The sequence below is a fragment of the Pseudomonas sp. On1 genome (assembly GCF_033783325.1).
In genome coordinates this window covers 1-25,312 of sequence record NZ_JAWPOA010000003.1, presented here as the reverse complement: position 1 = coordinate 25,312, position 25,312 = coordinate 1, and the positions used below count along the sequence as shown (strand labels likewise).

Annotated in this window: 31 protein-coding genes, 1 tRNA gene and 1 pseudogene; 22 read left to right on the top strand and 11 right to left on the bottom strand. The window is 63.0% G+C overall.

Going from position 1 to position 25,312, the window contains the following annotated elements:
- Positions 1-81: 81 nt before the first annotated feature.
- From rplT to thrS, 4 genes are all read right to left on the bottom strand, one after another.
- The gene (gene rplT / locus R5C80_RS03490) at positions 82-438 is read right to left on the bottom strand and encodes a 50S ribosomal protein L20 (protein WP_003250671.1); all 357 of its coding nucleotides are present in this window, start codon (positions 436-438) and stop codon (positions 82-84) included.
- Positions 439-465: 27 nt separating this feature from the next.
- Positions 466-660 carry a 50S ribosomal protein L35 gene (gene rpmI, locus R5C80_RS03485; RefSeq protein WP_003250667.1) on the bottom strand — a complete coding sequence of 65 codons (195 nt, stop codon included), beginning with the start codon at positions 658-660 and terminating at the stop codon, positions 466-468.
- Between the two features lie 63 nt (positions 661-723).
- A complete protein-coding gene (gene infC / locus R5C80_RS03480; RefSeq protein ID WP_023629190.1) occupies positions 724-1,275 on the bottom strand; it encodes a translation initiation factor IF-3 in 552 nt (183 codons plus the stop codon).
- Positions 1,275-3,197, bottom strand: a complete 1,923-nt coding sequence (gene thrS, locus R5C80_RS03475; protein ID WP_110605561.1) for a threonine--tRNA ligase — start codon at positions 3,195-3,197, stop codon at positions 1,275-1,277. Before thrS ends, infC begins: the two co-directional genes overlap by 1 nt.
- Positions 3,198-3,533: 336 nt before the next feature.
- On the opposite strand from thrS, the gene R5C80_RS03470 reads away from it, so the two are divergent.
- The 3 genes from R5C80_RS03470 to R5C80_RS03460 all read left to right on the top strand — a co-directional run bounded on the left by R5C80_RS03470 (position 3,534) and on the right by R5C80_RS03460 (position 5,763).
- Positions 3,534-3,836 (top strand): hypothetical protein, encoded by a 303-nt coding sequence (locus tag R5C80_RS03470; protein WP_110605562.1) that lies wholly within the window; start codon positions 3,534-3,536, stop codon positions 3,834-3,836.
- Between the two features lie 162 nt (positions 3,837-3,998).
- Complete coding sequence (locus tag R5C80_RS03465; RefSeq protein ID WP_007956027.1) at positions 3,999-4,211, top strand: cold-shock protein; 213 nt, start codon at positions 3,999-4,001, stop codon at positions 4,209-4,211.
- A gap of 124 nt (positions 4,212-4,335) precedes the next feature.
- Complete coding sequence (locus R5C80_RS03460; protein ID WP_319049795.1) at positions 4,336-5,763, top strand: ATP-binding cassette domain-containing protein; 1,428 nt, start codon at positions 4,336-4,338, stop codon at positions 5,761-5,763.
- Here the strand turns inward: R5C80_RS03460 and thpR are convergent.
- Complete coding sequence (gene thpR, locus R5C80_RS03455; RefSeq protein ID WP_038705854.1) at positions 5,727-6,272, bottom strand: RNA 2',3'-cyclic phosphodiesterase; 546 nt, start codon at positions 6,270-6,272, stop codon at positions 5,727-5,729. The genes R5C80_RS03460 and thpR overlap by 37 nt on opposite strands.
- A 216-nt stretch (positions 6,273-6,488) precedes the next feature.
- Here thpR and lpxO point away from each other — a divergent pair, with 216 nt between their 5' ends.
- The 5 genes from lpxO to R5C80_RS03430 all read left to right on the top strand — a co-directional run bounded on the left by lpxO (position 6,489) and on the right by R5C80_RS03430 (position 12,026).
- A complete protein-coding gene (gene lpxO / locus R5C80_RS03450) occupies positions 6,489-7,388 on the top strand; it encodes a lipid A hydroxylase LpxO (protein ID WP_023632669.1) in 900 nt (299 codons plus the stop codon).
- Between the two features lie 139 nt (positions 7,389-7,527).
- Positions 7,528-7,872 (top strand): carboxymuconolactone decarboxylase family protein, encoded by a 345-nt coding sequence (locus R5C80_RS03445; RefSeq protein WP_038705853.1) that lies wholly within the window; start codon positions 7,528-7,530, stop codon positions 7,870-7,872.
- Positions 7,873-7,950: 78 nt separating this feature from the next.
- The gene (locus R5C80_RS03440; RefSeq protein ID WP_023633214.1) at positions 7,951-8,520 is read left to right on the top strand and encodes a GNAT family N-acetyltransferase; all 570 of its coding nucleotides are present in this window, start codon (positions 7,951-7,953) and stop codon (positions 8,518-8,520) included.
- Between the two features lie 142 nt (positions 8,521-8,662).
- Positions 8,663-10,492 carry an SLC13 family permease gene (locus R5C80_RS03435; RefSeq protein WP_038705852.1) on the top strand — a complete coding sequence of 610 codons (1,830 nt, stop codon included), beginning with the start codon at positions 8,663-8,665 and terminating at the stop codon, positions 10,490-10,492.
- Between the two features lie 115 nt (positions 10,493-10,607).
- Entirely contained in the window at positions 10,608-12,026 is a 1,419-nt protein-coding gene (locus R5C80_RS03430; protein ID WP_094010413.1) for a GGDEF domain-containing protein, read from the top strand.
- A 1-nt stretch (position 12,027) separates the two neighbouring features.
- On the opposite strand, the gene R5C80_RS03425 is transcribed toward R5C80_RS03430, so the two are convergent.
- Positions 12,028-12,789: a sulfite exporter TauE/SafE family protein gene (locus tag R5C80_RS03425; RefSeq protein WP_023631840.1), complete on the bottom strand. Its 762-nt coding sequence runs from the start codon at positions 12,787-12,789 to the stop codon at positions 12,028-12,030.
- Between the two features lie 101 nt (positions 12,790-12,890).
- Between R5C80_RS03425 and R5C80_RS03420 the strand changes: the two genes are divergently transcribed.
- Positions 12,891-13,808, top strand: coding sequence for a LysR family transcriptional regulator (locus tag R5C80_RS03420; protein WP_094010414.1), 918 nt, complete (start codon positions 12,891-12,893; stop codon positions 13,806-13,808).
- Between the two features lie 121 nt (positions 13,809-13,929).
- Here the strand turns inward: R5C80_RS03420 and R5C80_RS03415 are convergent, their stop codons facing one another.
- Positions 13,930-14,121, bottom strand: coding sequence for a hypothetical protein (locus R5C80_RS03415; protein ID WP_031315428.1), 192 nt, complete (start codon positions 14,119-14,121; stop codon positions 13,930-13,932).
- Positions 14,122-14,731: 610 nt separating this feature from the next.
- On the opposite strand from R5C80_RS03415, the gene R5C80_RS03410 reads away from it, so the two are divergent.
- Positions 14,732-15,292 carry a cysteine hydrolase family protein gene (locus tag R5C80_RS03410; RefSeq protein ID WP_319049794.1) on the top strand — a complete coding sequence of 187 codons (561 nt, stop codon included), beginning with the start codon at positions 14,732-14,734 and terminating at the stop codon, positions 15,290-15,292.
- Here the strand turns inward: R5C80_RS03410 and R5C80_RS03405 are convergent, their stop codons facing one another.
- The 3 genes from R5C80_RS03405 to R5C80_RS03395 form a co-directional block, all read right to left on the bottom strand.
- Complete coding sequence (locus R5C80_RS03405) at positions 15,293-15,634, bottom strand: SH3 domain-containing protein (protein ID WP_319049793.1); 342 nt, start codon at positions 15,632-15,634, stop codon at positions 15,293-15,295.
- A gap of 59 nt (positions 15,635-15,693) precedes the next feature.
- Positions 15,694-16,185, bottom strand: coding sequence for a GNAT family N-acetyltransferase (locus R5C80_RS03400; protein ID WP_023631241.1), 492 nt, complete (start codon positions 16,183-16,185; stop codon positions 15,694-15,696).
- Between the two features lie 78 nt (positions 16,186-16,263).
- Positions 16,264-16,968 carry an SDR family oxidoreductase gene (locus R5C80_RS03395; protein WP_023631240.1) on the bottom strand — a complete coding sequence of 235 codons (705 nt, stop codon included), beginning with the start codon at positions 16,966-16,968 and terminating at the stop codon, positions 16,264-16,266.
- Between the two features lie 103 nt (positions 16,969-17,071).
- Here R5C80_RS03395 and R5C80_RS03390 point away from each other — a divergent pair, with 103 nt between their 5' ends.
- From R5C80_RS03390 to R5C80_RS03360, 7 genes and pseudogenes are all read left to right on the top strand, one after another.
- Positions 17,072-17,419, top strand: a complete 348-nt coding sequence (locus tag R5C80_RS03390; RefSeq protein WP_319049792.1) for a LysR family transcriptional regulator — start codon at positions 17,072-17,074, stop codon at positions 17,417-17,419.
- Positions 17,420-17,983, top strand: a complete 564-nt coding sequence (locus tag R5C80_RS03385) for a LysR substrate-binding domain-containing protein (protein WP_319049880.1) — start codon at positions 17,420-17,422, stop codon at positions 17,981-17,983.
- 116 nt (positions 17,984-18,099) lie between these two features.
- A pseudogene (locus R5C80_RS03380) lies at positions 18,100-18,240 on the top strand (alpha/beta hydrolase); the annotation flags it as partial.
- Positions 18,241-18,538: 298 nt separating this feature from the next.
- A complete protein-coding gene (locus tag R5C80_RS03375; RefSeq protein WP_102682584.1) occupies positions 18,539-18,724 on the top strand; it encodes a hypothetical protein in 186 nt (61 codons plus the stop codon).
- 531 nt (positions 18,725-19,255) lie between these two features.
- A complete protein-coding gene (locus tag R5C80_RS03370) occupies positions 19,256-20,212 on the top strand; it encodes a nucleoside-specific channel-forming protein Tsx (RefSeq protein ID WP_319049791.1) in 957 nt (318 codons plus the stop codon).
- A gap of 97 nt (positions 20,213-20,309) precedes the next feature.
- Positions 20,310-21,125 (top strand): alpha/beta fold hydrolase, encoded by an 816-nt coding sequence (locus tag R5C80_RS03365; protein WP_023629164.1) that lies wholly within the window; start codon positions 20,310-20,312, stop codon positions 21,123-21,125.
- Between the two features lie 108 nt (positions 21,126-21,233).
- The gene (locus R5C80_RS03360; protein ID WP_319049790.1) at positions 21,234-21,563 is read left to right on the top strand and encodes a DHCW motif cupin fold protein; all 330 of its coding nucleotides are present in this window, start codon (positions 21,234-21,236) and stop codon (positions 21,561-21,563) included.
- Positions 21,564-21,784: 221 nt separating this feature from the next.
- Here R5C80_RS03360 and R5C80_RS03355 read toward each other — a convergent pair.
- Positions 21,785-21,872 (bottom strand) — tRNA-Ser (locus tag R5C80_RS03355).
- A gap of 146 nt (positions 21,873-22,018) precedes the next feature.
- Between R5C80_RS03355 and R5C80_RS03350 the strand changes: the two genes are divergently transcribed.
- From R5C80_RS03350 to R5C80_RS03330, 5 genes are all read left to right on the top strand, one after another.
- Positions 22,019-22,690, top strand: coding sequence for a Bax inhibitor-1/YccA family protein (locus tag R5C80_RS03350; protein ID WP_028692373.1), 672 nt, complete (start codon positions 22,019-22,021; stop codon positions 22,688-22,690).
- A 212-nt stretch (positions 22,691-22,902) separates the two neighbouring features.
- Positions 22,903-24,282 carry a nucleobase:cation symporter-2 family protein gene (locus R5C80_RS03345; protein ID WP_038705848.1) on the top strand — a complete coding sequence of 460 codons (1,380 nt, stop codon included), beginning with the start codon at positions 22,903-22,905 and terminating at the stop codon, positions 24,280-24,282.
- Positions 24,283-24,367: 85 nt separating this feature from the next.
- A complete protein-coding gene (gene tusD, locus R5C80_RS03340; protein ID WP_023632843.1) occupies positions 24,368-24,760 on the top strand; it encodes a sulfurtransferase complex subunit TusD in 393 nt (130 codons plus the stop codon).
- Between the two features lies 1 nt (position 24,761).
- A complete protein-coding gene (tusC, locus tag R5C80_RS03335) occupies positions 24,762-25,121 on the top strand; it encodes a sulfurtransferase complex subunit TusC (protein WP_023632844.1) in 360 nt (119 codons plus the stop codon).
- Positions 25,121-25,312 (top strand): DsrH/TusB family sulfur metabolism protein (locus R5C80_RS03330; protein ID WP_319049789.1); only part of this gene is annotated, 192 nt, incomplete at its 3' end. The genes tusC and R5C80_RS03330, both read left to right, overlap by 1 nt.

The window sequence follows — 25,312 nt, the reverse complement described above, 5'->3', positions numbered from 1 at the left end:
GAGCTTTTGAAGGCTCTTCCCCTATCCGATGACGTTTTACACCCGACGGCGCAGGCGCCGCCGGATGATTGTCGTGGGTACTTAAGCCAGTACGGCTTTAGCCTTCTCGACAATCGCAGCAAACGCCGCTTTTTCGTTCACTGCCAGATCAGCCAGAACCTTACGGTCGATTTCGATCGACGCTTTTTTCAGGCCAGCAATCAGACGGCTGTACGACAGACCGTTGGTGCGGGCACCGGCGTTGATACGAGCGATCCACAGTGCGCGGAACTGACGCTTCTTCTGGCGACGGTCGCGGTAGGCGTATTGGCCTGCCTTGATGACCGCTTGCTTGGCAACGCGGAATACGCGCGAGCGTGCACCGTAGTAGCCTTTAGCCAGTTTCAGAATTTTTTTGTGACGCTTACGAGCGATAACGCCGCGCTTAACACGAGCCATGAGTAACTTCCTCTATCTTAACCAGAATTAACGAACGCGCAGCATGCGCTCGACTTTTGCCACGTCAGACGGGTGCAGCAAGCTGGCACCGCGCAGTTGACGCTTACGCTTGGTCGACATTTTGGTCAGGATGTGGCTCTTGAAAGCGTGCTTGTGCTTGAAGCCGGAAGCCGTCTTCAGGAAGCGCTTCGCAGCACCGCTCTTGGTTTTCATTTTTGGCATGTTGGAACTCCGCATTCGAATAAAAATTACACAATAATCATCAGGCCTGCCGTGCCCGGGAGATTACTTCTTCTTTTTGGGGGCGATGACCATCATAAGCTGGCGTCCTTCCATCTTCGGATGCTGCTCAACGGTGCCGTATTCCACGAGGTCAGCTTCGACCCGCTTCAACAGCTCCATGCCCAGCTCCTGGTGGGCCATCTCACGGCCGCGGAATCTCAGAGAGATCTTGGCCTTGTCCCCATCGCTAAGGAAACGTACCAGGTTGCGTAGTTTTACCTGGTAATCCCCTTCTTCCGTCCCTGGACGAAACTTGATTTCTTTGATCTGGATCTGCTTCTGGTTCTTCTTGGCTTCGTTGGCCTGCTTCTTCTTCTCGAAGAGGTGCTTGCCGTAGTCCATCACCTTGCAGACGGGCGGTTGCGCGTCTGCAGAGATTTCCACCAGATCCAGCTTCGCTTCATCAGCGATACGCAGCGCTTCATCAATCGAGACGATGCCAATCTGCTCGCCGTCAGCACCAATTAACCGAACCTCGCGTGCCGAGATATTCTCGTTGATCGGGGCTTTCGGTGCAGTTCGTTTATCGTTTCTCATTTCACGCTTAATAGTCATTACTCCGATTCTTGGCGACCACGCCGGGAAACCGCTTGCGACAGCAGCTCAGCGAACTGCGCGACGGGCATCGAGCCCAGGTCTGCGCCTTCGCGGGTGCGCACAGCGACGGTTTGCGTTTCGACTTCGCGATCCCCTATAACCAAAAGATAAGGGACCCGCAGCAACGTATGCTCGCGGATTTTAAAGCCGATCTTCTCATTTCTCAAGTCCGACTTGGCACGGAATCCGCTACCATTCAGGGCTTTTTCCACCTCGAGGGCGAAATCGGCCTGTTTGTCGGTGATGTTCATGATCACGGCCTGGGTCGGGGCGAGCCAGGCCGGGAACACGCCGGCGTAGTGCTCGATGAGCATGCCGATGAAGCGTTCGAACGAACCGAGGATGGCGCGGTGCAGCATCACCGGGCGCACGCGGCTGTTGTCTTCGGCGATGTAGCTGGCGTCCAGGCGCTCGGGCAGGTTCGGGTCGTACTGCAGGGTACCGCACTGCCAGTTACGGCCCAGGCAGTCGCGCAGGGTGAACTCGATTTTCGGGCCGTAGAAGGCGCCCTCGCCCGGCTGGTATTCCCACTCCAGGCCCGACTCGTTCAGGGCGTCGGCCAGCGCGCCTTCGGCGCGGTCCCACAGCTCCTCGGAGCCCACGCGCTTGGCCGGACGGGTCGACAGCTTCATGGCGACGTCGGTGAAACCGAAGTCCTTGTACACGTCCAGGGTCAGCTTGATGAAGTCGGCGGCTTCCTTCTTCACCTGATCTTCAGTGCAGAAGATATGCGCGTCGTCCTGCACGAAGCCACGCACGCGCATGATGCCGTGCAGCGCGCCGGACGGCTCGTTGCGGTGGCAGGCGCCGAACTCGGCCAGGCGCAGCGGCAGGTCGCGGTAAGACTTCAGGCCCTGGTTGAACACCTGCACGTGGCACGGGCAGTTCATCGGCTTTACCGCGTAGTCGCGGTTTTCCGACGCGGTGGTGAACATGTTCTCGGCGTAGTTGGACCAGTGGCCGGAACGCTCCCAGAGGATGCGATCGACAACCTGCGGGGTCTTGATTTCCTGGTAGCCGTTTTCACGCTGGACCTGGCGCATGTACTGCTCGAGCACCTGGTACACGGTCCAGCCGTTGGCGTGCCAGAACACCATGCCCGGCGCTTCTTCCTGCAGGTGGAACAGGTCGAGCTGCTTGCCGATCTTGCGGTGGTCGCGTTTTTCGGCTTCTTCGATGCGCTGGATATAGGCGGCCAGCTGCTTCTTGTCGGCCCAGGCGGTGCCGTACACGCGTTGCAGCTGCTCGTTCTTGGCATCGCCGCGCCAGTAGGCGCCGCTCAGCTTGGTCAGCTTGAAGGCTTTCAGGAAGCGAGTGTTCGGCACGTGCGGGCCACGGCACATGTCGACGTATTCTTCGTGGTAGTACAGGCCCATGGCCTGTTCATCCGGCATGTCCTCGACCAGGCGCAGCTTGTAGTCTTCGCCACGCTGGGTGAACACGTCGATGACTTCGGCGCGCGGGGTCATCTTCTTGACGACGTCGTAGTCCGTGTCGATCAGCTGCTGCATGCGCTTTTCGATGGCGGCGAGGTCGTCCGGGGTGAAGGGACGCTCGTAGGCGATGTCGTAATAGAAGCCTTCGTCGATCACCGGGCCGATCACCATGCGGGCGGTCGGGTACAGCTGCTTCACTGCGTGGCCGATCAGGTGCGCGCACGAGTGACGGATGATCTCCAGTCCCTCTTCATCTTTAGGGGTGATGATCTGCAGGGTGGCGTCGTGGTCGATCTTGTCGCAGGCATCGACGAGCTTGCCGTCGACCTTGCCGGCCAGGGTGGCCTTGGCCAGGCCTGCGCCGATCGAGGCGGCGACTTCGGCTACGGATACCGGCTGGTCGAACGTGCGTTGACTGCCATCGGGAAGAGTAATAACGGGCATGGCGCCTCCTCTCCTAGTGGTGACCCCTACCAAAGGTCACGTGGGTTGGGATGAGCCAGTACAAGATCCGCCCTGCCTTTCCCGCGGGAAAGCCTGCCTCACAGTGGCAGAGACCTTTCGGCCTGCCAGGGACGAACCAGAGTGACTGGAAGGTATAAAAAGAAATGCGCCCGCACAGGGCGTGGCGTAAGGGAGGCATGCTAGCACGGGGCTAGAGCGGCCGGCAGAAATATTTGGAATTTACGCCGTGGCGGTGAACTCTTGCGGAAAATTTCCTATCAGACTTTCTGAAGCAACCTACTCTTGATGAGATCATTAACCAAGGAGTGTCCGGTTATGCGACTTCAGTCCCTTCTGGCTGCCTGCGCCGCAAGCGCCCTGCTGCTGCCCCTGGCTGCCAACGCAGGCAATTTCCCCGCCGGCAAGGAAGCGTCCTATATGACGCAGTGCCAGGATGTGGCGAGCGCCAAGGGCGTGGATGCGGCAATGGCCAAGAAGCACTGCGAGTGTGGTGCCCAAGCCATTAAAAAGAATTTCACTGACAAGGAGATCGAGGACCTCGACAGCAAGGACGGCGTAGACGCCAAGCTGATGCAGAAGGCTCAGCAGGTGGTCGAGGCCAGCTGCACCCGAAAATAGGCCGGTTTTCCGGCGATCCGTCGCATCTTTTGCCCTGGATCAACATCCGGCGAAGGTAATAGGCGCTAGATGCGAAGAATTAGACTATAGTGTCGTCGGTGCCACTGAAGCTTAGGCGACACTGCACCCCGATAAAAAATCATGTTTCTGGAGATTCACCCCATGTCCAATCGCCAAACCGGCACCGTCAAGTGGTTCAACGATGAAAAAGGCTTCGGCTTCATCACTCCTCAAGGCGGCGGCGACGACCTGTTCGTACACTTCAAGGCTATCGAAACCGACGGTTTCAAAAGCCTGAAAGAAGGCCAAACTGTTTCCTTCGTTGCCGAAAAAGGCCAGAAGGGCATGCAGGCTGCGCAGGTTCGTCCGGAGTAATTTTCGGATAGCTGCAAAAAAACCCGCCCTTGTGGCGGGTTTTTTATTGGGCGCCTGCCACGGCAGGCTGGGCCCATGTGCGCTGCCGATCAAGCGCGACAGTGGCCAGGAGGGCCACCATCCCATGGCAATGATCGAACTACACGGCCTGGGCTTGTTCCATGGCCGCAAACACCTCTTCAGCGAACTCGACGCGCGCATCGAATGGGGGCAGCGCATCGCCATCATCGGCGACAATGGCAGCGGCAAGTCGTCATTGCTGCATTTGCTGCAGGGCGGCCTGGCACCCAGCGAGGGGCACATGGAGCGCCACGGCGGTTTGCGTGTCGGCCATGTGGCACAGGTACTGGGCGGCGAGTCGTCGCTCAGCGGCGGCCAGCGTGTCAACCAGGCATTGAGCCAGGCACTGGCCCTAGACCCCGACCTGCTGCTGCTGGACGAGCCGACCAACCACCTGGACGCCGCCAACCGCCGCTCGCTGTCACGCATGCTCGAGCATTTCCACGGCACCCTGGTGCTGGTGACCCACGACGTGGCGCTGATGAACCAGACCTGCGACACGCTCTGGCACTTGCACAACGGGCGCCTGGACGTGTTCAACGGCAGCTACGCCGACTACATGGCCGAGCGCGACCTGCAGCGCGGCTTGCTCGACAAGCGCATCGCCGAGGTGCGCCGCGCCCGCGACGACGCCCACGACTCGCTGATGCAGGAACAGGCCCGCGCCGCCGGCGCCCGCAAGCGTGGGGCCAAGGCGATCCAGAACAGCAAGTGGGCTACAGTGCGCTCGCCGACCAAGCTGGGCCGCGGGAACACCACGGCCGGGCGCAAGCAAGCGCAGATCCTGCAGCAACAGCGCGAGCTCGGCGAACAGCTGGCCGAACTGCGCCCGGAGCCGGTGATCGTGCCACGCTTCCATCTGCCGGCGACGGGCCAGTCATCGCGGGTGCTGATCCAGGTGCGTGACGGCTGTGTGGGCTACGCAGACACAGCGGTGCTCAACGGCATCGACCTGCAGCTGGACGGCGGCGAACGCCTGGCCCTGACCGGCAACAACGGCAGCGGCAAGTCCACCCTGGCGCGGGCGATCCTCGGCGATCCACGGGTCTGGCGACGCGGCGACTGGCTGCTGCCGGCGCCCGAGCAGATCGGCTACATCGACCAGCACTACGCCACCCTGCCTGCCGACGCCAATGTGCAGGAAGCCCTGTCGCGACAAGTGCCGGATTGGCCGCTGGAACAGTTGCGCGCCCACCTTGCAGACTTTCTGTTCCGCCATGCCGATGCGGTGCAGGCGCCGGTGGCGGGCTTGTCCGGCGGCGAAAAGGCGCGCCTGTCCCTGGCCTGCATCGCCGCGCGGCCGCCGCAGCTACTGATCCTCGACGAGCCGACCAACAACCTCGACCTGCGCATGCGTGCCCACCTGCTGGAAGTGCTGGTGGTTTACCCCAACGCGCTGCTGGTGATTTCCCACGACCGGGACTTCCTCGACGGCCTGGGCATCGACCGTCACTTTCACTGCGTCAGGGACCACTCGGCCAAAGGCCAGTAGCGGCCCTTGCGTGACTCGTACAGGGTGAAGTGGCGGGCGACGAGGTGGAACGCCGGCGCCTCGCCCGCCTCCGGCAATGGCTCGCGAAAATCCCGGGACAGGGTCAGGTGCGGCCGGTACTCACGCACCGACGGCTCGATGCCCAGCGGCAGCAGCGCCTGCTGCAAGTCGTACACCAGCTGGCGCAGGGCCAACGGCGCCTGCGCCGGCGCCAGCACCAACGCCGAAGCCCGCGGCCATACCTGCAACTGGTCCAAGACCAGGCGCAGCTTGGCTTCAGGAAGCCGCAGTGCATCCACTACGGCGCACACCGCCGGCACCTGGGCGGCATCGACATCGCCCAGGAACAGCAAGGTGACATGGAAGTTCTCGCTCGGCACCGGCTTGCCGCTGCGCAAGCCCAGGCCACGCCGCCACTGGCTGATGCCACGGCGCTGTTCTTCGCCCAGTGACAGGGCGAAAAACAGCCGCTTGAAGGGAGCCCCGCTGGGGCGTACATCCTGGATCATCGGGAGTTCCTTGCTGGATGGACGTCCACCCGATTGTAAACGCCGGGTCGCCAGAAAATACCCGCACATACGGATGAATCGTTTGCGCAAGCTGTAGGCCATGCCACCTAAGTCGGGCGGTTTTGTCGTAACAATAAGTACAAACCCGCGCCACGATTGTTTATGCTGGCTGGCTTACGCCATGGCGCATGGCCATTTTTCGACAAGTAAACGTCCATGAAAATTGCACTCGTACTGATCTTCGTCCTCTCGATCGCCTATGTTCACCTGCGCGGTCGGGTACGTCACAAGCTGACCCGCCAGCTGGGCGACCACTCCAGTTTCCTGGCCCCGGTCAACGCCTTCCTGTACCTGTTCTCCAAGCACCCGGCCAAGCCTTACCTGCCGGTCAGTGCCTTCCCCGAGCTGCAGGTGCTGCAGGACCACTGGCAGGAGATTCGCAAGGAAGGCCAGCAACTGCTGCAGGCCGGCGAGATCAAGAAGTCCGACAACTATGACGATGTCGGCTTCAACTCGTTCTTCAAGACCGGCTGGAAGCGCTTCTACCTGAAGTGGTACGGCGAGAGCCACCCCTCGGCGATGACCCTGTGCCCACGCACCACCGAGCTGCTGCAAGGCATCGGCACGGTCAAGGCGGCGATGTTTGCCACCCTGCCGCCGGGCGCCAAGCTGGTGCGCCACCGCGACCCCTACGCCGGCTCGTACCGCTACCACCTGGGCCTGGACACGCCCAACGACGATGGCTGCTACATCGACGTGGACGGCGAGAAGTACTCGTGGCGCGACGGTGAGGGCGTGGTGTTCGACGAGACCTACATCCACTATGCCGCCAACACCACCGAGCACAACCGCATCATCCTGTTCTGCGACGTCGAGCGCCCGCTCAAGTACCGCTGGGCAGCCGCGTTCAACCGCTGGTTCAGCCGCAACGTGATGGCCGCCGCCGCCGCGCCCAACGACGCCAATGACAAGACCGGCGGCATCAACCGCCTGTTCACGCGCATCTACAAGATCCGTGAGCGCGGCAAGGCCATGAAAAAGCGCAACCGCACCCGCTACTACCTGGAGAAGTGGGCAGTGGTCGCGGCGCTGGTACTGGTGTTCATCTACATCTGATCCGGACGTCGTCCTCGCGGGGCAAACCCGCTCCTGCCAACAGTGGGAGCGAGCTTGCCCCGCGCGTGTTTTCCCCGCTGCAAATCCCGTCTTCGACTAGCCTGAAAGCTCCTGTTGCCAACCTGACAAGGTGAAGACGATGAGCATGATGGACTGGGACGCCTACCGTAAGCAGTTGATGGCCGGCATCGGCGATCTCAAGCAACTGTCCCCCGATACCGTGGCCGGCTACATGACTGCCAGTGGCGCCGGGGCCAAGACCAACCACCTGGACGCCAAGACCCGCGAACTGATCTCCCTGGCCGTGGCCGTCACCACCCGCTGCGACGGCTGCATCGCCGTTCACTCGCAGCAGGCGGTCAAGCATGGCGCCACCCGCGAGGAGATCGCCGAGGCCCTGGGGGTAGCGGTGGCGATGAACGCCGGCGCGGCACTGGTCTACTCGGCCCGGGCCCTGGACGCGGTGGGCAAGACCGGCGCCTGACACACCAAGGCGTCGCCGCCCTTGCGCGACGACGCCGCGCCACCCAGACTTGGCGGCCCAGCCCGTGCAGGAACCGCCATGATCCAGATTCGCCCCATGACCCCGGAAGACTTCGAGCGCTTCTGGCCGACCTTCCAGGCCATTGTCCAGGCTCGCCAGACCTACGCCTTCGACCCCGCCCTGAATATCGACCAGGCCCGCACGCTGTGGCTGGAGAACCCGTTGCGCACCCTGGTGGCCGAGGCAGACGGCGAACTGCTCGGCTCCTACTTCCTCAAGGCCAATGCCGCCGGCCCTGGCGGGCATGTGGGCAACTGCGGCTACATGGTGTGCGAAAACGCCCGTGGCCGCGGCGTGGCCAGGCTGATGTGCGAGCATTCGCAGAAGCTCGCCCGCCAGGAGGGCTTCCTGGCCCTGCAGTTCAATTCGGTGGTGGCGACCAACGAAGTGGCAGTGGCGCTGTGGCACAAGCTCGGCTTCGAGACTGTCGGCCGCCTGCCCAAGGCCTACCGCCATGGCGAGCTGGGCCTGGTCGATTGCCTGGTGATGTACAAGTGGCTGGCCGACGAGCCGGTGGTGGAGAAACCGCCGCTGTTGATCGGGCGCAAGAACATCGAGGCGCGGGTGTCGCGGCGGCGCGGCCGCTAGCGACTGCTCCAGCGGGCCGCCCCTGCCCCTTGCCGGGTCATCACCCGGCAAAACACTGCAGCACGTCAACGACGCCGTCGCGTCAAGCTGCCACACTAGAGCCATTGCCTTTCGTGCCTGTGTGAAGGAACACCCCCTCCCCATGAACCATGAGCTGCTCTGGGTCCTTGGCCTGCTGGCCGTCGTCGTCGTCCTGTTCATCCTCAACCGCCCGCGCATGGACGTGGTCGCCCTGCTGGTGATCGTCGCCCTGCCGCTGTCGGGCATCCTCACCGTGGAGCAGGCCATGGCCGGCTTCAGCGACCCCAACGTGGTGCTGATCGCCGCGCTGTTCGTGATCGGCGAAGGGCTGGTGCGCACCGGCATCGCCTACCGCATCGGCGAATGGATGAGCGAGCGCGCCGGCAACAGCGAGGCGCGCCTGCTGGTGCTGCTGATGGTGGCCGTGGCCGGGCTGGGCTCGGTGATGAGCTCCACCGGCGTGGTGGCGATCTTCATCCCGGTGGTGCTGAGCATTGCCGCGCGCCAGCAGCTTTCGCCCAGCCGGCTGATGATGCCACTGAGCTTCGCCGGCCTGATCAGCGGCATGCTGAGCCTGGTGGCGACGCCACCGAACGTGGTGGTGCACAGCGAACTGGTGCGCCACGGCGAACAGGGCTTCGGCTTCTTCAGCTTCACCCCTTTCGGCCTGGTGGTGCTGGTGCTCGGGATCGGCTACATGCTGCTGACCCGCCACTGGCTCAACGGCGAGGTGCGCAAGGACGGCCGGGTCGAGAGCCGCCGCACCTTGCTCGACCTGGTGCTGGACTACAAGCTCAACGGCCGCGAGCGGCGCCTGCGCATCCGCCCCCATTCGCCGCTGATCGGTCATACCCTTGGCGAGCTGGAACTGCGCACCCGCCACGGCGCCAACGTGATCGGCATCGAGCGCCAGCACAAGTTCACCACCAGGGTGATCAGCGCCGACTCCGGCACCCTGCTGCAGCAGGGCGACGTGCTGTTGCTGGACTTGTTCGCCAACCGCGACGACCTGCGCAGCCTGTGCCAGACCATGCTGCTCGAACCGCTGCACTTCAAGGCCGCCTACTTCATCGACCAGTCCCAGGAGCTGGGCATGGCGGAGATCTCGCTGCCGCCCGGCTCGCAACTGATCGGCAAGAGCATCCTCGAACTGGCCTTCCGTACCCGCTACGACCTCAACGTGGTCGGCCTGCGCCGTGACCAGCAAGCCATCGAAGGGCAACTGGTGGAAGAAAAGCTGCGCCTGGGCGACACCCTGCTGGTGGTCGGCCCGTGGAAGGCTGTACGCCAGCTGCAGGGCAAGCCGCGCGACTTCCTGGTGCTCAGCCTGCCGGCGGAAATCGACCAGGTCGCGCCGGCGCGCGCCCGAGCACCCTATGCACTGATCAGCCTGGCGGTAATGGTCGGGCTGATGGTCAGCGGCCTGGTGCCCAACGTCATCGCCGCGCTGATCGGCTGCCTGCTGATGGGCGCCGGGCGCTGCATCGACATGAACAGCGCCTACCGCGCCATCCACTGGCAGAGCTTGGTGCTGATCGTCGGCATGCTGCCCTTTGCCCTGGCTCTGCAGAAGACCGGTGGCATCGACCTGGCCGTCGGTGCGCTGGTCGGTGCGCTCGGCGGTGCCGGGCCCAGCGTGATCCTTGCCTGCCTGTTCGCCGTGACGGCGCTGATCGGGCTGTTCATCTCCAATACCGCAACTGCGGTGCTGATGGCTCCGGTGGCGGTGAGCACTGCGCAGCAGCTGGGCATGTCGCCCTACCCGTTCGCCATGACCGTGGCCCTGGCGGCATCGGCGGCGTTCATGACGCCGGTGTCGTCGCCGGTCAACACCCTGGTCCTGGGGCCCGGTCAGTACCGCTTCGCCGACTTCGTCAAGGTTGGCGTGCCGTTCACCCTGCTGGTGATGCTGGTGACCGTGCTGATGGTGCCGTGGGTATTCGGGCTGTAATCGTCGGCACGAACCGCGCTGATTGCGGCGAATTGACATCAAATGACCAGTTGAAAGACACTGGCATGACATCGTCCCAGGTGCCTACAGCCGTTTTCCTGGATTCTGTCTTCGCTTGCCGGTCGAGCCCATGGTGTCTCCAGTCCCGTCGCGCCTGCTGCCCCCGCTGATCCTGTTCGGCTTGACCCTGGCGCTGACGCTGGGCGGCATCCTCGCCCGCCCGATCGAGTCACTGTCGCTGTTCTGGCCAGTCAACGCGGTGCTCGCGGGCGTGCTGCTGCGCAATTCCCGCCAGGCCAACCCCGGCGGCTTCGCCCTGATCTACCTGGCCATGGTCGCTGCCGACCTGGCCTGTGGCAGTGCCTGGCGTCCGGCCGTGTGGTTCAATCTGTGCAACCTCGGCGCCATCGCCACCATCTGGTTCCTGATGGCTCGGCTGCCACGCGTGCATCGTCGCCTGCGCACCCCGCATGGTACTTTGTGCCTGTTCGGCGCCTGCGCCGCTGGGGCGATTGTCGCCGCAAGCCTGGCCTGCGTGATGGCCGCGCCGTGGTTCGAACAATCGCTGCGCGCCACTTGGCTGGCCTGGTTCAGCGAACAGTTCTCCACCAGCGTGCTGGTGCTGCCGGTGCTACTCACCGCGCCATCACCCAGAGCCTTGACGCGGCCGGGCAGTGCCAGCCAAACGGTGCGCCTGGCGCCGTTGCTGGTGCTGCTGGCCTCGCTGAGCGTCAGCATCGTCTTCGGCGGCCCCGGCGCCATCGCCTTCCCGATTGCCGCGCTGTTGTGGTGCGCGCTCAGCTATTCGCCCTTCCTCGTCTCGTTGCTGGCCCTCACCTCGGGCAGCACCTTGATCGTCGCTGTAGCGCAGAACCTCATGCACTTCAACATCCCGCAGAGCGAGACAGGGGTCACTACCTTGATGTCGGCGCGCCTGGGCATCGCCATGTTGGTGCTCGGCCCCTTGGTGCTGGCCTGCGTCAGCAGCGCCAACCGCAGCCTGATGGCGCGCCTGGCGCATCAGGCGACCATCGACCACCTGACCGGTGCCCTCAGCCGCAGCGCCTTCATCCGCCGTGCCCACGCCCTGCTCGACAACCGCGAGCAAGCGCCGCTGACCTTGATGATGCTCGACATCGACCACTTCAAGACCATCAACGACCAGCATGGCCACGCTGTCGGCGACCAGGTGCTGCGCCAGTTCGCCACGACCCTGCAGGACCAGTTGCACGACGGTGAACTGTTCGCCCGCCTGGGCGGCGAGGAGTTCGTCATCGTCGTGCCGGGGCTGGCGCCGGAGCTGGCCAGGTTTACCGCCGAGCGCCTGCGCCGGGCGGTGCAGGACCAACACATCGCACAGCCCGGGCAGCCGCTGCGGATCACCGTGAGCATCGGTGTGAGCGGGTGCGCTGCCGACACCCTGGCACCCAGCCTCGACGAGCTGCTGGCCAGCGCCGACCAGGCGCTCTACCGGGCCAAGGCCCAGGGCCGCAACCGCGTCGAACAGGCCGACGGGCAGCGCCAGGTGGTGTGAGTCAACCTGCCAGCAGGTCCCAGCTCAGTTTGGCGATCAGCACGCACAGCAGCACCAGGAACAGCCCTCGCACGAACCCCGCGCCCTTGCGCACCGCCAGCCAGGTGCCGGTCAGCGCGCCAAGGACATTGAACAGTGCCATCGGCAGTGCAATGGCCCACAGCACATTGCCCGACGGGATGAAGAACACCAGCGCGGCCAGGTTGGTGGCGATATTGACCAGCTTCGCCGAGGCCGAGGCATGCAGGAAATCCAGGGCAAAGAAACGGATGAACAGGAAGATCAGGAAACTGCCGGTGCCCGGCCCGAACAGCCCGTCATAGAAGCCGATGGCGCCGCCGATCAGCACCGCCAGGCATTGCTCCTTGCGGCCGATGGCCATGGGTTTGTGCAGGGTGCCGAAATCCTTCTTGCAGAACGTGTAGATGGCCATCAGCACGATCAGCACCAGCACCATCGGCCGCATCACGCTTGCCGGCACCAGGGACACGGTGGCCGCGCCGAAGAACGACATCACGAAGGCGCTCAGCGCCGCCGGCACTATCAACCCCCAGTCCAGCTTGACCTTGCGGATGAAAGAACGCGCCGCGAACGAAGTCCCGCACACCGAAGCCAGCTTGTTGCTGCCCAGCAGCGCCGCCGGCTGGGCATTGGGCAGCACGTTGAACAGCGCGGGGATCTGGATCAACCCACCGCCACCGACGGCAGCGTCGATCAGGCCAGCGGCAAAGGCAAACAGCGAAAGCAGGGCAATATCCATCATCTCGGGGGACCAGGCGGCACAAAACAGGCTGCCAGACTAATCAAAGTGGTGCTGTTGTGTTGAAATGCCACATTGCAAAAACTGCAACAAGGAGCTCCCGCATGGCCCTGGACATGCTGCGTGAAATACAAGCGTTCGTCAGTGTTGCGCACAAGCGCAGCTTCGTCAGCGCCGCCCGCGCGCTGGGTCGTTCGCCCAGCGCGGTTACACGGGCCGTACAGGCCTTGGAGGACAACAGCGGCGCCAAGCTGCTCAACCGCAGCGCCAGCGCAGTGTCATTGACCGAAGCTGGCGAACGCCTGCTGCCCCACGCCGAACGCTTGCTGGATGTGCAACGGGATGCCGCCGACGAATTGGCCGCGCTGACTGGCAACGCCCAGGGCTGGATTCGCCTGGCCGCGCCCGAAGTGCTAGCCCAGCATGTATTGCCGGGAGTGCTGGCCGAGTTCTCTCGTCGCCACCCCCATGTCACCCTCGACGTGCAGTACAGCGACCAGGCCCTGGATCCGCTGCAGGGCAAGCTGGACTTTGTGATCCGCGGAGCCTTCCCGCAGTCCAGCGAGCTGATTGGCTATCCACTGTGGCGTTACCGCCGCCACCTGTACGCCAGCCCCGACTACCTGGCCCAGGCTGGCACCCCCCAAGGGCTGGAAGACCTGGAACGGCATGCACTGATCCTGCATACCGCGCCGCGCATCCTCAAGGCCTGGCATTTCAGCAAGAACGGGCGTATCTCCAGCCTGCGCCCACGGCCACGTCTGCGACTGGGTTCGGGGGCCGCAGTATTGCAAAGCACGCTGGCGGGGGCCGGCATCGCGCGGCTGGCGGATTGGCTGGGGGAGCCGGAGGTACGCGCCGGACGGCTGGTGCGGGTCTGCCCTGACTTTCACCTGACATCCAGCACGGGGCACGACCCGCAGATGCATGCCGTATACCCCGCCGGCGACCTGCCAGCGCGGGCTCGCGACCTGTTGCAGGCACTGCGCGATGGCCGTCCGCGCCTGGGGGAACAGCCCTGAACAGGGCTGCTCAATTTCTGCTCAATCTAACAGAGTGCTTGCCAATACTGGCCTGTAGCGTTTTATCCACAGACCTACCCACGATTTTTGTGGACAGTTTCCGCAAGGCTTGAAGGAAAAATTACAAACGCAGCAAAGCCACGTTGGCCAGCTTGACCAACTCGATCCATTCGCTTGCACTGATCACACCGGAACGCTCCAACTCTTCGGCACGGCGCAGTGCCTGATCGTAATCCTCTTCGTGGAGGATGCCCTCGCCGAGAAAACGACCGCGCCACTCCAGCATCGCTGCAGTGCCTTTCTTGCATTCCATAGTGTGTATTGTCTCCAAGGCAAGTGAATAGCCCGTGTGCCCGGGCCCTTTGATTGGGGGCGGGAGATTACACGAGCGCCTTGAACTTGAGAACGACATGCAGCTACCGCTTGTCTAGACGACCGCGGTCTTTGGCGGGGAAGCCTGGAGGGAAGGGTCTGGCCCGCCATTGCGGCAGGCGGGCCGGGACAGGAAAAATTGCGGCTCAGCTTGGCGGAATGGTGCCCAGCAGGCCAATCATGATAGTCAGCAGCAGAAAACCACCCAGAAACAGCGCGAGCTTGCCCATCGGAACCTCTACAGTGTAATGACGTAACGGCGGGGCTGGCCGCTGCGGTAGTGCAGCAGGGCAGCCTGCCCAGCGCACACCGGATTGGAAGGCTGGGCCTGAACGTATTGTCCGGCAGCGGCTGATACGGTTACAGATTCAGGTTCGCGGAAAAAAAGCGGATCAGATGGTAGCCGACCATCGCGGGGCACTCGCTCCCACGCGTGTGCACAACCTGAGGTCAACGCGCTTGGCGTGGGAGCGGGCTTGCCCCGCGATACATCCGCGCAGGCAGCACACCTGTGCTACGGTCCGAAGCCCAGACAAGGAGAACTACCGCAGATGACCGCGCTCGCCAGCAATGCCGCCCTGCTGATCATCGACATGCAGAACGGCATCAACCACCCTCGCCTGGGCCGTCGCAACAACCCCGAAGCCGAACAGCGCATCAGCGAACTACTGGCCTTTTGGCGCGCGAGCATGCGCCCGGTGGTGCACGTGCGGCATATCTCCCGCGATCCGGATTCGGTGTTCCGACCAGGACAGCCTGGCTGTGAGTTCCAGCCCGCCTTCACCCCGCAGTCGAACGAGGCCGTGTTTGAAAAACACCTACCCGATGCTTTTTGCAACAGCGGCCTGGAACACTGGCTGCACCAGCGCGGCATCCAGCAACTGGTCATCACCGGCGTGATCACCAACAACTCGGTGGAGTCGAGCGCACGCTCGGCGGGCAACCTGGGGTTCGCAACGGTGGTGGTGGGCGACGCCTGCTACACCTTCGACCAGCATGATCTGCAAGGCCGGCTGTGGCCGGCAGAGGATGTCCATGCCCTGGCCCTGAGCAACCTGGCCATGGACTATGCGCGCGTGCTGGACAGTGCGGCGGTGCTGGCCGCAGGCTGATCACGCCAGCGCGCGCAGCTTCGTCAGCGGCACCCAGCCAAGCTCGCCATTGCTCACCCGGCGGCACCAGGCCCAGCCATTCAAGGGGCGCAGGCTATCGAGCTGCTGGCCGGGGTCAACGTCCAGTTCATGGGCCGAATAGGCTTCCAGCGCCCTGCCCCGGCCCACGCCCAGCCGTTCGATGAACTGGGCAGGCACCCACCCTGCTGCCTGGCCCTGGCAACTGCACAGGTACCAGTCCTCCCAGTGCTCGTCGCCCTCGTAGCGCTGACCGATCTCCAGCAGCGTGCCACGGGCGAAGGTGATGGGCGCAGGATACTCACTGCGGTGTGTCTCGATCACGACGTACTTCACAGGCCTCTCCCTGGCTGCGAAAAGCGTCGATGCTAGTCGAAGGGCCTCTACAGCACCATGACCATTTCATGCCAGGCCATGCCGCCATGGTCGGAAGCCGACGGGCGTACATAGGCGTAGCCCATCTTCTCGTACAACCCGACATGGCGCTCCTTGCACATCAGGTGGATGGTGGCCTTGCCGCGCTCGCGCATCTGCGCGACGAAGCGCGCCATCAACCGGCTGGCATGGCCCTGGCCCTGGTACGCGGGGTCGAGCACCACCGACATGATCACCACATTGGGCGCCTGGGGGTCATGCCCGACCAGTTCCTTGAAAGCCTCGTCCGACATCACCACCTGGTCGGCGCAACCGCTGTTGATGAAGCCAATCACCTGGCCCTCGGTTTCCAGCACGAGAAAGCCTTCCGGATACTGGGCGATGCGCGTGGCGATCTTTTCCCGGGTGGCGGCTTCGTCGCCTTCATAGGCGCTGGTCTCGATCTGGTAGCAACGGTCCACGTCGCTGGAGGTGGCCTGGCGGAATGTCGGTGTGCTCATGGGCGGAATCCGGATAGCGGGAAACAGGGGCGACATCCTAACGGAAGTCGCCGCCCTGCTACAGGCTCGCCATGTCTCTTACACCGAACGGGTAATACCCCCATCGACCCGCAGGTTCTGCCCGGTGATGTATCCCGCGCCCTCGGAGGCAAGGAAGCTGACAGTGGCCGCGATCTCCTCGGCCTTGCCGTACCGCTCCATGGGAATCCGGCTACGGAATTCCTCCTTCTCCGGCAGGCTGTCGATGAAGCCTGGCAGTACGTTGTTCATGCGGATGTTCTCGGCCGCGTAACGGTCGGCGAACAGTTTGGTAAAGGCCGCGAGCCCGGCACGGAACACGCCGGAGGTCGGGAACGCCGGATCCGGCTCGAAGGTGGCAAAGGTCGAGATATTGATGATGGTCCCGCCCTGCTGCCGCTGCATGATCGGGGTCACCAGGCGGGTCGGGCGCACCACGTTGAGGAAATACACCTCCATGCCTCGGTGCCAGTCCTCGTCGCTGAGCTCGAGCACCGGTGCACGCGGGCCATGCCCGGCGCTGTTGACCAGTACATCGATACGCCCCCATTGCTGCATCACGGTATCGACCAGACGCTGCAGGTCCTCTGCTGACTGGTTGGAGCCCGTCACACCGATGCCGCCCAGCTCGGCGGCCAGGGCCTCGCCCTTGCCCGAGGACGACAGGATCGCCACCCTGAAACCGTCGGCAGCCAGCCGCCGCGCAGCCTCCGCGCCCATGCCACTGCCACCTGCGGTGATGATTGCCACTTTCTGAGAAGACATATGCCGCTCCTTCCGGGAGTTGATCAAGTGGGCCCATGAAGCCAGAATCCGGCTCAACGCACCAATCACGAATACTGGCAGCAGCCTGCAGGAAATCTACTGGATGAGCGCGCCAAAGCGACGCAACGCCCCCGCCATCGTCAATCACCTGGTGGCCTTCGAGGCCGCCGCCCGCCTGGGCAGCTTCCGCGCTGCCGCCGACGAGCTGCATGTCACGCCGGGCGCGGTCGCCCAGCAGGTGCGCACCCTGGAAGACAAACTTGGCCGCCCCTTGTTCGAGCGCCTGCCCCGCGGGCTGCGGCCCAACCGGGACGGCGCCGACTACCTGGCCCGTGTGCGCCTGGCCCTGGAGATCATCGAGGACGCCACCGGCGAACTGCTGGAGCGCGACAACCAGCGCGATCCGCAGCAGGTCCTGCTCAGCACCACCCCCGCCTTCGCCAGCCGCTGACTGATCCCGCGCCTGGGACGCCTGGCCGAGGCGCATCCGCAGGTGGCCCTGATGATCGACGCCTCCGACAGTACCCGCCCCCTGAGCGGCAAGGGCGCGGTGGACCTGGCCGTGCGCTGGGGGGCGCCGCCCTTCGCCGAGGCCTACGCCCTGCCCCTGCTGCCCGGCGTGGCGGTGCCAGTGTGCGCGCCGGGGTTGCGCGGCGCGCACCCTTGGCGGCAAGCCGCGGATCTTGCGCACCACCCGCTGATCTCCGACAGCCACAACAACTGGAAGCGCTGGTTCGACCATTACGCCTTGCCCGGCACACGCTTCAACGGCCCAGTGTTCTCGCAGACCATCCTCGCCATCGAGGCCGCCGAGCAAGGCATGGGCATCGCCCTGGTGCCCCGCCTGCTGGTGGAGTACGCGCTCAAGGCCGGGACCTTGGTGCTGGCCCTGGAAGGCCATGAATTGCACAGCGACGCTGGCTTCCACTTGCTGGCCAGCCATGCACCGCAGGCAGGCTCGGCCGCCGAGCAGGTGGTGCAGTGGTTGCACATGCAAGCGAACAAGCAAGACTGAGCCTGTATCGCTCCACGCGACGGCACTGGGCCTGAGGGCGGCGCGGTCGGAGTGGGAGCAACTGTCTTGAAGGGAGTTTTTTAGAAAGATCCTTTCAGACATAGCTACGCCAGTGACACCCTCCGGCCGACGCCTATGCCAAGCGCTTCACCGGCAAGTACGCCTATCGCCTGGTGAGCGGCGGGATCGGCCACAACCTGCCGCAGGAAGCGCCCGAGGCGTTCGTCAAGGCGGTGGTGGATGCGGACCATCTGTAGGGGTAATTGCAACATATCGTTTCAGTAGCGCGTGTCGGGGTGCCGGGATGCTCGCATTATCGCTACAACCGGTCTTTTGCGCGGCAGGCCTTGTTTTTCGGGGCCTGCCGCAAAATGAGCGGAAGCATCCCGAAACAGTCACCCAAACCATCTTGTAAGACACCTCTTTCGTCTCCGTAGGACGTTTCTACGGGATTGTGAGCCGGTGTATGAATAATCAGTATTGGCGGGAGAATTGAGCTGATACCGTCGAGCCTCACTTACAACGGCACGGATGCCCACGACCAACGAGTACAGCATGGACAACTACGACAGCTCGGCACTTGGACTGCAAAAATGCCTGTTGAACCTGCGAAGGGATCATGCCCGAATGAAGGCGTCAGGAGAGCTGGAAAGAGCGGCGATACTGGCGCAGGTGATCGGGCGGATGGAACAGGGATTGAAGGAGGCTTCCCAGGGGAGGAAGCCCGAGACGTTGCAGTGAAGTGATACCCGGCAAATGGCGATGGGTATGCGGTGTGCTCCGTGCTCCCCATCGCTCAGCCCCGAAGCAGGGTCAACAGCCAGCCGGCATTGCCGAAGGCGCTCGCCGACCAACGTTCAAGTTCCACGGTACGTCGCCCTCATGGCTTAGCTGAAGCCCGCTTCGCCGCGGTTCAGCGGAGGGCGCGGCCTCGGCCTGCTCCTCTGTTCCCTGGGCACACATGCCTCCCGAGGGCGGCGGTCATGCAAGAAAGCATTTTTTGCTGGATTGTTTCAATCGAACGGGTTGTTGCAACACAGAACGATCAGACCCCTCCATGCGTTCATGCGCACGCGCCATGCCTGATTTCGGGGCATTTTTCTAACTCAATGATCAGCTCAAGCGCCGAATCGGCTTGTTATTTCAAAGACCTCGGGTGATTTGGTACAGACTATGCAAACGTTTGCTCCAAACCTAAGAGCGAACAATCGCTGCAGCTTTCGCCACATCGCAGCCCCCAGGGGCTTACCACTGCATGAACAAGGATTTTCAATGCACCGACCGTCTTTACCCGCAACCGCCCACTTTTCTCTGCCTGCCAAACTGCTACTGGGCGCTGTTACGGGACTACTCAGCGTCACCACCCAGGCCCAAGACAATCCCGCAAGCGAGTCGGCTCAGGGCGAGACCTTGAGCCCGGCCGCCGCGCCGGCCAAATCGGGCCCCTACCTGTCGGACTGGTACAACCAGAACTTCACCCTGATCGGCACCAAGGACATCAGTTTCGGCCCCCGCCCGGTCGACGATATCTACCTCGAATACGAGTACTTCGGCCGCAAGGGGCCGTTCGAGCTGTACGGCTACATCGACATCCCGAAGATCCTCGACATCGGCAATAGCCATGACAAAGGCGCGTGGGACCACGGCTCACCGCTGTTCATGGAGCATGAGCCGCGGATCTCCATCGACTACCTGGCCGGACGCAGCCTGGCCGTCGGCCCGTTCAAGGAGTGGTACGTAGCCTTCGACTGGATCTACGACCACGGCAGCAACAGCGCCAACCGCGCCAATACCCTCTTCAGCGGCCTGGGCACCGACATCGACACCCATTCGCGGGTCAACCTGTCGGCCAACTTCTACGGCCGCTACCAGTGGGAAAACTATGGCGCCAGCAACGAGTATTCGTGGGACGGTTACCGGGCCCAGCTCAAGTACATCGTGCCCCTTGGCAAGTTCGACAACGGCGCCTCGCTGACCTATATCGGTTTCACCAACTTCGATTTCGGCTCGGACCTGCACAAGGACAACCCCAACCGCACGGCCAATGCCACGGTATCCACCAACGTGTTGCTGTACGCCTTCACCCACCTGCGCTTCACCCTGGTGGGCCGTCATTTCCACAATGGCGGCAACTGGCAGGACGGCAGCCAGCTGAATTTCGGCGACGGCGATTTCCGCGGTCGGTCCGATGGTTGGGGGTATTACGCCGGGGTTGGTTACCAGTTCTGATTACTTGGGCCATGGAGGCCTACCCTGCTACACGGAGCGATGCCGAGCAGTGGGTTTGCACGGGCGTTGTAGAATCTTTGACTAGATGAGGTGAGCCATGTTGGATTTACCCTACACATCGAGCATCGAAGGCAACACCGTCAGATGGGGAAAAATAGGCACAGGCGCGCCGCTGGTCGCCATCCATGGCACCCCTTTCTCTTCGCAGGTCTGGAGGCGCGTCATACCGCACCTCACTGACCGCAGAACCGTGTATTACTTCGACCTGGTTGGCTATGGCCTGTCTGAAATGCGGGAGGGCCAGGACGTTTCACTGGCGATTCAGAACAACGTCATGACTGCGCTTTTCGAGGAGTGGGGCATCGAGCGCCCCGACGTCCTGGCCCATGATTTTGGCGGCGCTACAGCGCTGCGCGCGTACTACCTGAACGGTCTGCGCTATGCATCCCTCACCATTTTTGATGCCGTAGCCCTGGCACCCTGGGGCTCTCCTTTTGTTCAGCATGTCCGTCAATATGAGGCCGCCTTTTCCGGGATGCCCGACTACATGCACCGCGCGCTACTGGCCGCCTATCTGCAAACCTCTGCGGCCAATCCCCTCAGTGACGAAGCCCTGCAGGTTTACAGCGCACCATGGCTGGGGCCGATTGGCCAGGCGGCCTTTTACCGACAGATCGCACAGATGGATCAGGTCTATACCGAGGAAATTGAACCGCTTTACGGGAAGCTGGATTGCCCCGTGTCGGTGCTTTGGGGCTCGGAGGACGCCTGGATTCCCTATTCCCAAGGGGAGCGTCTTGCTGGGCTTATCTCCCAACAGCCCTGCGTCCGAGTGGAGAACTCAGGCCATCTGATGCAAGAAGACAGGCCGGAAGCGATTGTGGCGGCGGTTTTGAAGCAGATTGGCCTCTGAGACAGGTTCGCTGGGCTGTCTGTATGTTCAAATTCCCAGCGGTCTGTGCCTATCGGCAGAGCGACTTCATCGGTACGGTTCAGGCCTCACTGTTTCTACGAGGTTGTCATGGAACTGACAGCAATCCCGTTTGGTACCACGGACTGGTCAAAGATCGATCCTGTCGCTTATCCGGGCGAGAACGGTACGGCGTATTGGCGTACCTGTCTGTTTGGGGACGTTAGGGTTCGATGGGTTGAGTACACCCCTGGATATGTGGCCGATCATTGGTGCCGGAAGGGGCATATTCTGTTTTGCCTGGAAGGTCGACTGGACACTGAGCTGGAGGATGGTCGGACTTTCACCCTGCAGCCGGGCATGAGCTATCAGGTGGGCGACAATGCGGAGGCGCACCGGTCATCGACGACTATCGGAGCCAAGCTCTTAATTGTGGATTAAACAGATGGCTCTGATTGCACAGCGGGTGGAGCTGGCGCGCAACGGTGCTAACGACAAAATCATTTGCAGAATGCAATCAGGCTGGGTGGTGATGAAAACCTGAGGATCAACTGTGAAATTCTTGGATTCCGGGTCCTTAACTGCTCGTCCCTCCAAGAACGTCCTCCTGGACAATCCCCCCAGAAACGCAAAAAGCCCTGACATTGTCAGGGCTTCAAAAATGGCGGAAGCGTAGAGATTCGAACTCTAGGATAGTTGCCCATCGACGGTTTTCAAGACCGTTGCCTTAAACCACTCGGCCACGCTTCCAGCTGTTTTGCGGCGGCAATAATACCTTAATGTAACAAGCTGTCAAACTCTCTGTGTCGCGGCTTGCGACAGCTCTGATATGCTCTGCACCATACGTTCCACTACCGCAGGTCCCGGACCGCGGTCTCACCCCAAAGGAGTGCGCCATGCGCGAACAGGATTACGCCGTCCAACACGGCCAGCAGGTCGAGCAGCAGGAGGTCAGCAAGGTCCTGCGCAACACGTACAGCCTGCTGGCCCTTACCCTCGCCTTCAGCGGCATCATGGCCTTCGTCGCCCAGCAGATGCGTGTCGGCTACCCGAACATCTTCGTGGTGCTGATCGGCTTCTACGGCCTGTTCTTCCTCACCAACAAGCTGCGTGACTCGGCCTGGGGCCTGGTGTCCACCTTCGCCCTCACCGGCTTCATGGGCTTCATCCTCGGCCCGATCCTCAACCGCTACCTGGGCATGGCCGGTGGCGCCGAAGTGGTCAGCTCGGCCTTCGCCATGACCGCCCTGGTGTTCGGCGGCCTGTCGGCCTACGTGCTGATCACCCGCAAGGACATGAGCTTCCTCAGCGGCTTCATCACCGCCGGCTTCTTCGTCCTGCTGGGTGCCGTGGTGGCCAGCTTCTTCTTCCAGATCAGCGGCCTGCAACTGGCGATCAGCGCTGGCTTCGTACTGTTCTCGTCGGTCTGCATCCTGTTCCAGACCAGCGCCATCATCCATGGCGGCGAGCGCAACTACATCATGGCCACCATCAGCCTGTATGTGTCGATCTACAACCTGTTCGTCAGCCTGCTGCAGCTGTTCGGCATCATGGGCCGCGACGACTGATCGAATCGGTTGCCAGCGCCTCAGGAAAAGCCCGCTTCGGCGGGCTTTTTCGTCCCCGCTGGACAGCAGCGGGCGCCTTACAAACATTGACTTAAAAGTCAGCTTATTAGCGCCTTCCTCCGCGATTGTGCGCCCATCGTGCTTGCCTCTACCGCAATGGCCGTTCTGCCCGTAGAATGCGCTCCTTTTTTCTTCCGGGGCGGCATTTTCCCATGAGTTCACACGAACACGGCCCAGGCGCGGCGGCGCCTGCCAATGAACTGGTCCTTGGCCTGGAGGACAAGCCTCGCCTGCTGATCGGCCTGCTGGCGGCTCTGCAGCACTTGCTGGCGATCATCGTGCCGATCGTCACGCCGGGCTTGCTGATCTGTCAGGCACTGGGCGTGTCGGCGCGTGATACCAACCTGATCGTGTCGATGTCGCTGGTGATCTCTGGCATCGCCACCTTTGTCCAGTGCAAGCGTTTTGGGCCGTTCGGCGCCGGGCTGCTGATCGTGCAGGGCACCAGCTTCAACTTCGTCGGCCCGCTGATCGCCGGCGGCGCGCTGATGGTCAAGCAGGGCACGCCAGTTGAAGGCGTGATGGCGGCGATCTTCGGCGTGGTCATCGCCGGTTCGTTCGTGGAAATGGGCGTGTCGCGCATCCTGCCCTTCGTCAAGCGCCTGATCACGCCGCTGGTGACCGGCATCGTCGTACTGATGATTGGCCTGACCTTGATCAAGGTCGGCTTGATCAGCATGGGCGGCGGCTTTGGCGCCATGGCCAACGGCACCTTCGCCGATGGCGAGAACCTGCTGCTGTCGGGTGTGGTATTGGCGATCATCGTCATCCTCAACCGTGTCCCGGTGGTATGGATGCGCAGCTGCGCCATCGTCATCGCCCTGGCTGTGGGCTACGCCCTGGCCGGCTACCTGGGCCGCCTGGACTTCACCGGCATGCACCAGGCCGCGCTGTTCCAGGTGCCGACGCCGCTGCACTTCGGCCTGGGCTTCTCCTGGTCGCTGTTCATCCCGATGCTGGTCATCTACCTGGTCACCTCGCTGGAGGCCATCGGTGACGTGACTGCGACCAGCAAGGTTTCGCGCCAGCCGGTCGAAGGCCCGGTATGGATGCAGCGGATCAAGGGCGGGGTGCTGGTCAACGGCGCCAATTCGCTGCTGGCGGGCCTCTTCAACACCTTCCCCAGCTCGATCTTCGCCCAGAACAACGGTGTGATTCAGCTGACCGGCATCGCCAGCCGCCATATCGGCATCTGGATCGCCGCCATGCTGATCCTGCTGGGCCTGTTCCCGTCGGTTGCCGGGGTGATCCAGGCAGTGCCGGAGCCGGTGCTCGGCGGCGCGGCCATGGTGATGTTCGGCGCCGTCGCGGCCTCGGGCATCAATATCCTCGCCAGCACCCGCCTCGACCGCCGTGCCCTGCTGATCATCGCCGTGTCGCTGTCGCTGGGCCTGGGCGTGGCCCAGGTACCGGAGTTCCTCGCGCATATGCCGGCGGCGCTGCGCAACGTGCTGGAGTCGGGTGTCGCCACCGGCGGCATCTGTGCCCTGGTGCTCAACTGGTTCCTGCCAGAAAGCAAAGACCAGGCCTGAGCCCCGCCAGCCAGAGCAGAAGCCCGTGCCCACCCGCACGGGCTTTTTGCTTTATCATGGCCGCATTCATTTGCTCGAGCCTTACATGAAATTCGCCATCGCGGTCTTTTCCCCGGCCCATGCGCCCTCCTCGCGCCGCGCCTTGCGCTTTGCCGAGGCGGTGCTGGCCGGCGGGCATGAAATTGCCCGGCTGTTCTTCTACCAGGACGGGGTACACAGTGCTTCGGCCAATATCGTCGCGCCCCAGGATGAGCTGGACGTGGCCGCGCAGTGGCGTGCCTTCGTCAGCGATCACCGGCTCGACGCCGTGGTGTGCATTGCCGCCGCCCTGCGTCGTGGGGTACTCGACGACACCGAGGCCAACCGCTACCAGCGCCCGGCGGTAAACCTGCCGATGCCGTGGGAGCTGTCCGGCCTGGGCCAGCTGCACGAAGCCGCGCAACTGGCCGACCGCCTGGTCTGCTTCGGAGGTGATTGAAATGGCCAAGTCCTTGCTGATCATCAGCCGCCAGGCGCCGTGGAGCGGACCGTCCGCTCGCGAAGCGCTGGATATCGCCCTGGCCGGCGGCGCCTTCGACTTGCCGCTGGGCATGCTGTTCCTCGATGACGGCGTGTTCCAGCTCACCGCCGCACAGCAGCCAGATGCCGTGCAACAGAAGAACCTGGCCGCCAACCTCCAGGCCCTGCCTATGTTCGGTGTGGAAGAATTGTTCGCCTGTGGTCACAGCCTCGCCCGCCGAGGGCTGGACAACGACGTCCTGTCACTGCCGGTGGAAGTGCTCGACAACGCCGCGCTGACCGCACTGATTGCCCGTTTCGACCAGGTGGTGACGCTCTGATGACGACCCTGCATGTAATCGCCCATTCGCCTTTCGGTGACGAGCGCCTGGCCAGTTGCCTGCGTCTACTTGGCCCGCAGGACGCGCTGCTGCTGTGCGGTGACGCCACCTACGCGCTCAAGGCAGGCACCGAGCCCTTCGCTGCCCTGCAGGCCGCCAATCTCGGCGAGGGCGAACAGGCGCTCGCCGAG

What these genes read in the sequence shown, in the direction of transcription:
- rplT (WP_003250671.1), bottom strand. Translation starts at nt 438, where the DNA reads ATGGCTCGTGTTAAGCGCGGCGTTATCGCTCGTAAGCGTCACAAAAAA.
- rpmI (WP_003250667.1), bottom strand. Translation starts at nt 660, where the DNA reads ATGCCAAAAATGAAAACCAAGAGCGGTGCTGCGAAGCGCTTCCTGAAG.
- infC (WP_023629190.1), bottom strand. Translation starts at nt 1,275, where the DNA reads ATGACTATTAAGCGTGAAATGAGAAACGATAAACGAACTGCACCGAAA.
- thrS (WP_110605561.1), bottom strand. Translation starts at nt 3,197, where the DNA reads ATGCCCGTTATTACTCTTCCCGATGGCAGTCAACGCACGTTCGACCAG.
- R5C80_RS03470 (WP_110605562.1), top strand. Translation starts at nt 3,534, where the DNA reads ATGCGACTTCAGTCCCTTCTGGCTGCCTGCGCCGCAAGCGCCCTGCTG.
- R5C80_RS03465 (WP_007956027.1), top strand. Translation starts at nt 3,999, where the DNA reads ATGTCCAATCGCCAAACCGGCACCGTCAAGTGGTTCAACGATGAAAAA.
- R5C80_RS03460 (WP_319049795.1), top strand. Translation starts at nt 4,336, where the DNA reads ATGGCAATGATCGAACTACACGGCCTGGGCTTGTTCCATGGCCGCAAA.
- thpR (WP_038705854.1), bottom strand. Translation starts at nt 6,272, where the DNA reads ATGATCCAGGATGTACGCCCCAGCGGGGCTCCCTTCAAGCGGCTGTTT.
- lpxO (WP_023632669.1), top strand. Translation starts at nt 6,489, where the DNA reads ATGAAAATTGCACTCGTACTGATCTTCGTCCTCTCGATCGCCTATGTT.
- R5C80_RS03445 (WP_038705853.1), top strand. Translation starts at nt 7,528, where the DNA reads ATGAGCATGATGGACTGGGACGCCTACCGTAAGCAGTTGATGGCCGGC.
- R5C80_RS03440 (WP_023633214.1), top strand. Translation starts at nt 7,951, where the DNA reads ATGATCCAGATTCGCCCCATGACCCCGGAAGACTTCGAGCGCTTCTGG.
- R5C80_RS03435 (WP_038705852.1), top strand. Translation starts at nt 8,663, where the DNA reads ATGAACCATGAGCTGCTCTGGGTCCTTGGCCTGCTGGCCGTCGTCGTC.
- R5C80_RS03425 (WP_023631840.1), bottom strand. Translation starts at nt 12,789, where the DNA reads ATGATGGATATTGCCCTGCTTTCGCTGTTTGCCTTTGCCGCTGGCCTG.
- R5C80_RS03420 (WP_094010414.1), top strand. Translation starts at nt 12,891, where the DNA reads ATGGCCCTGGACATGCTGCGTGAAATACAAGCGTTCGTCAGTGTTGCG.
- R5C80_RS03415 (WP_031315428.1), bottom strand. Translation starts at nt 14,121, where the DNA reads ATGGAATGCAAGAAAGGCACTGCAGCGATGCTGGAGTGGCGCGGTCGT.
- R5C80_RS03410 (WP_319049794.1), top strand. Translation starts at nt 14,732, where the DNA reads ATGACCGCGCTCGCCAGCAATGCCGCCCTGCTGATCATCGACATGCAG.
- R5C80_RS03400 (WP_023631241.1), bottom strand. Translation starts at nt 16,185, where the DNA reads ATGAGCACACCGACATTCCGCCAGGCCACCTCCAGCGACGTGGACCGT.
- R5C80_RS03395 (WP_023631240.1), bottom strand. Translation starts at nt 16,968, where the DNA reads ATGTCTTCTCAGAAAGTGGCAATCATCACCGCAGGTGGCAGTGGCATG.
- R5C80_RS03390 (WP_319049792.1), top strand. Translation starts at nt 17,072, where the DNA reads ATGAGCGCGCCAAAGCGACGCAACGCCCCCGCCATCGTCAATCACCTG.
- R5C80_RS03375 (WP_102682584.1), top strand. Translation starts at nt 18,539, where the DNA reads ATGGACAACTACGACAGCTCGGCACTTGGACTGCAAAAATGCCTGTTG.
- R5C80_RS03370 (WP_319049791.1), top strand. Translation starts at nt 19,256, where the DNA reads ATGCACCGACCGTCTTTACCCGCAACCGCCCACTTTTCTCTGCCTGCC.
- R5C80_RS03365 (WP_023629164.1), top strand. Translation starts at nt 20,310, where the DNA reads ATGTTGGATTTACCCTACACATCGAGCATCGAAGGCAACACCGTCAGA.
- R5C80_RS03360 (WP_319049790.1), top strand. Translation starts at nt 21,234, where the DNA reads ATGGAACTGACAGCAATCCCGTTTGGTACCACGGACTGGTCAAAGATC.
- R5C80_RS03350 (WP_028692373.1), top strand. Translation starts at nt 22,019, where the DNA reads ATGCGCGAACAGGATTACGCCGTCCAACACGGCCAGCAGGTCGAGCAG.
- R5C80_RS03345 (WP_038705848.1), top strand. Translation starts at nt 22,903, where the DNA reads ATGAGTTCACACGAACACGGCCCAGGCGCGGCGGCGCCTGCCAATGAA.
- tusD (WP_023632843.1), top strand. Translation starts at nt 24,368, where the DNA reads ATGAAATTCGCCATCGCGGTCTTTTCCCCGGCCCATGCGCCCTCCTCG.
- tusC (WP_023632844.1), top strand. Translation starts at nt 24,762, where the DNA reads ATGGCCAAGTCCTTGCTGATCATCAGCCGCCAGGCGCCGTGGAGCGGA.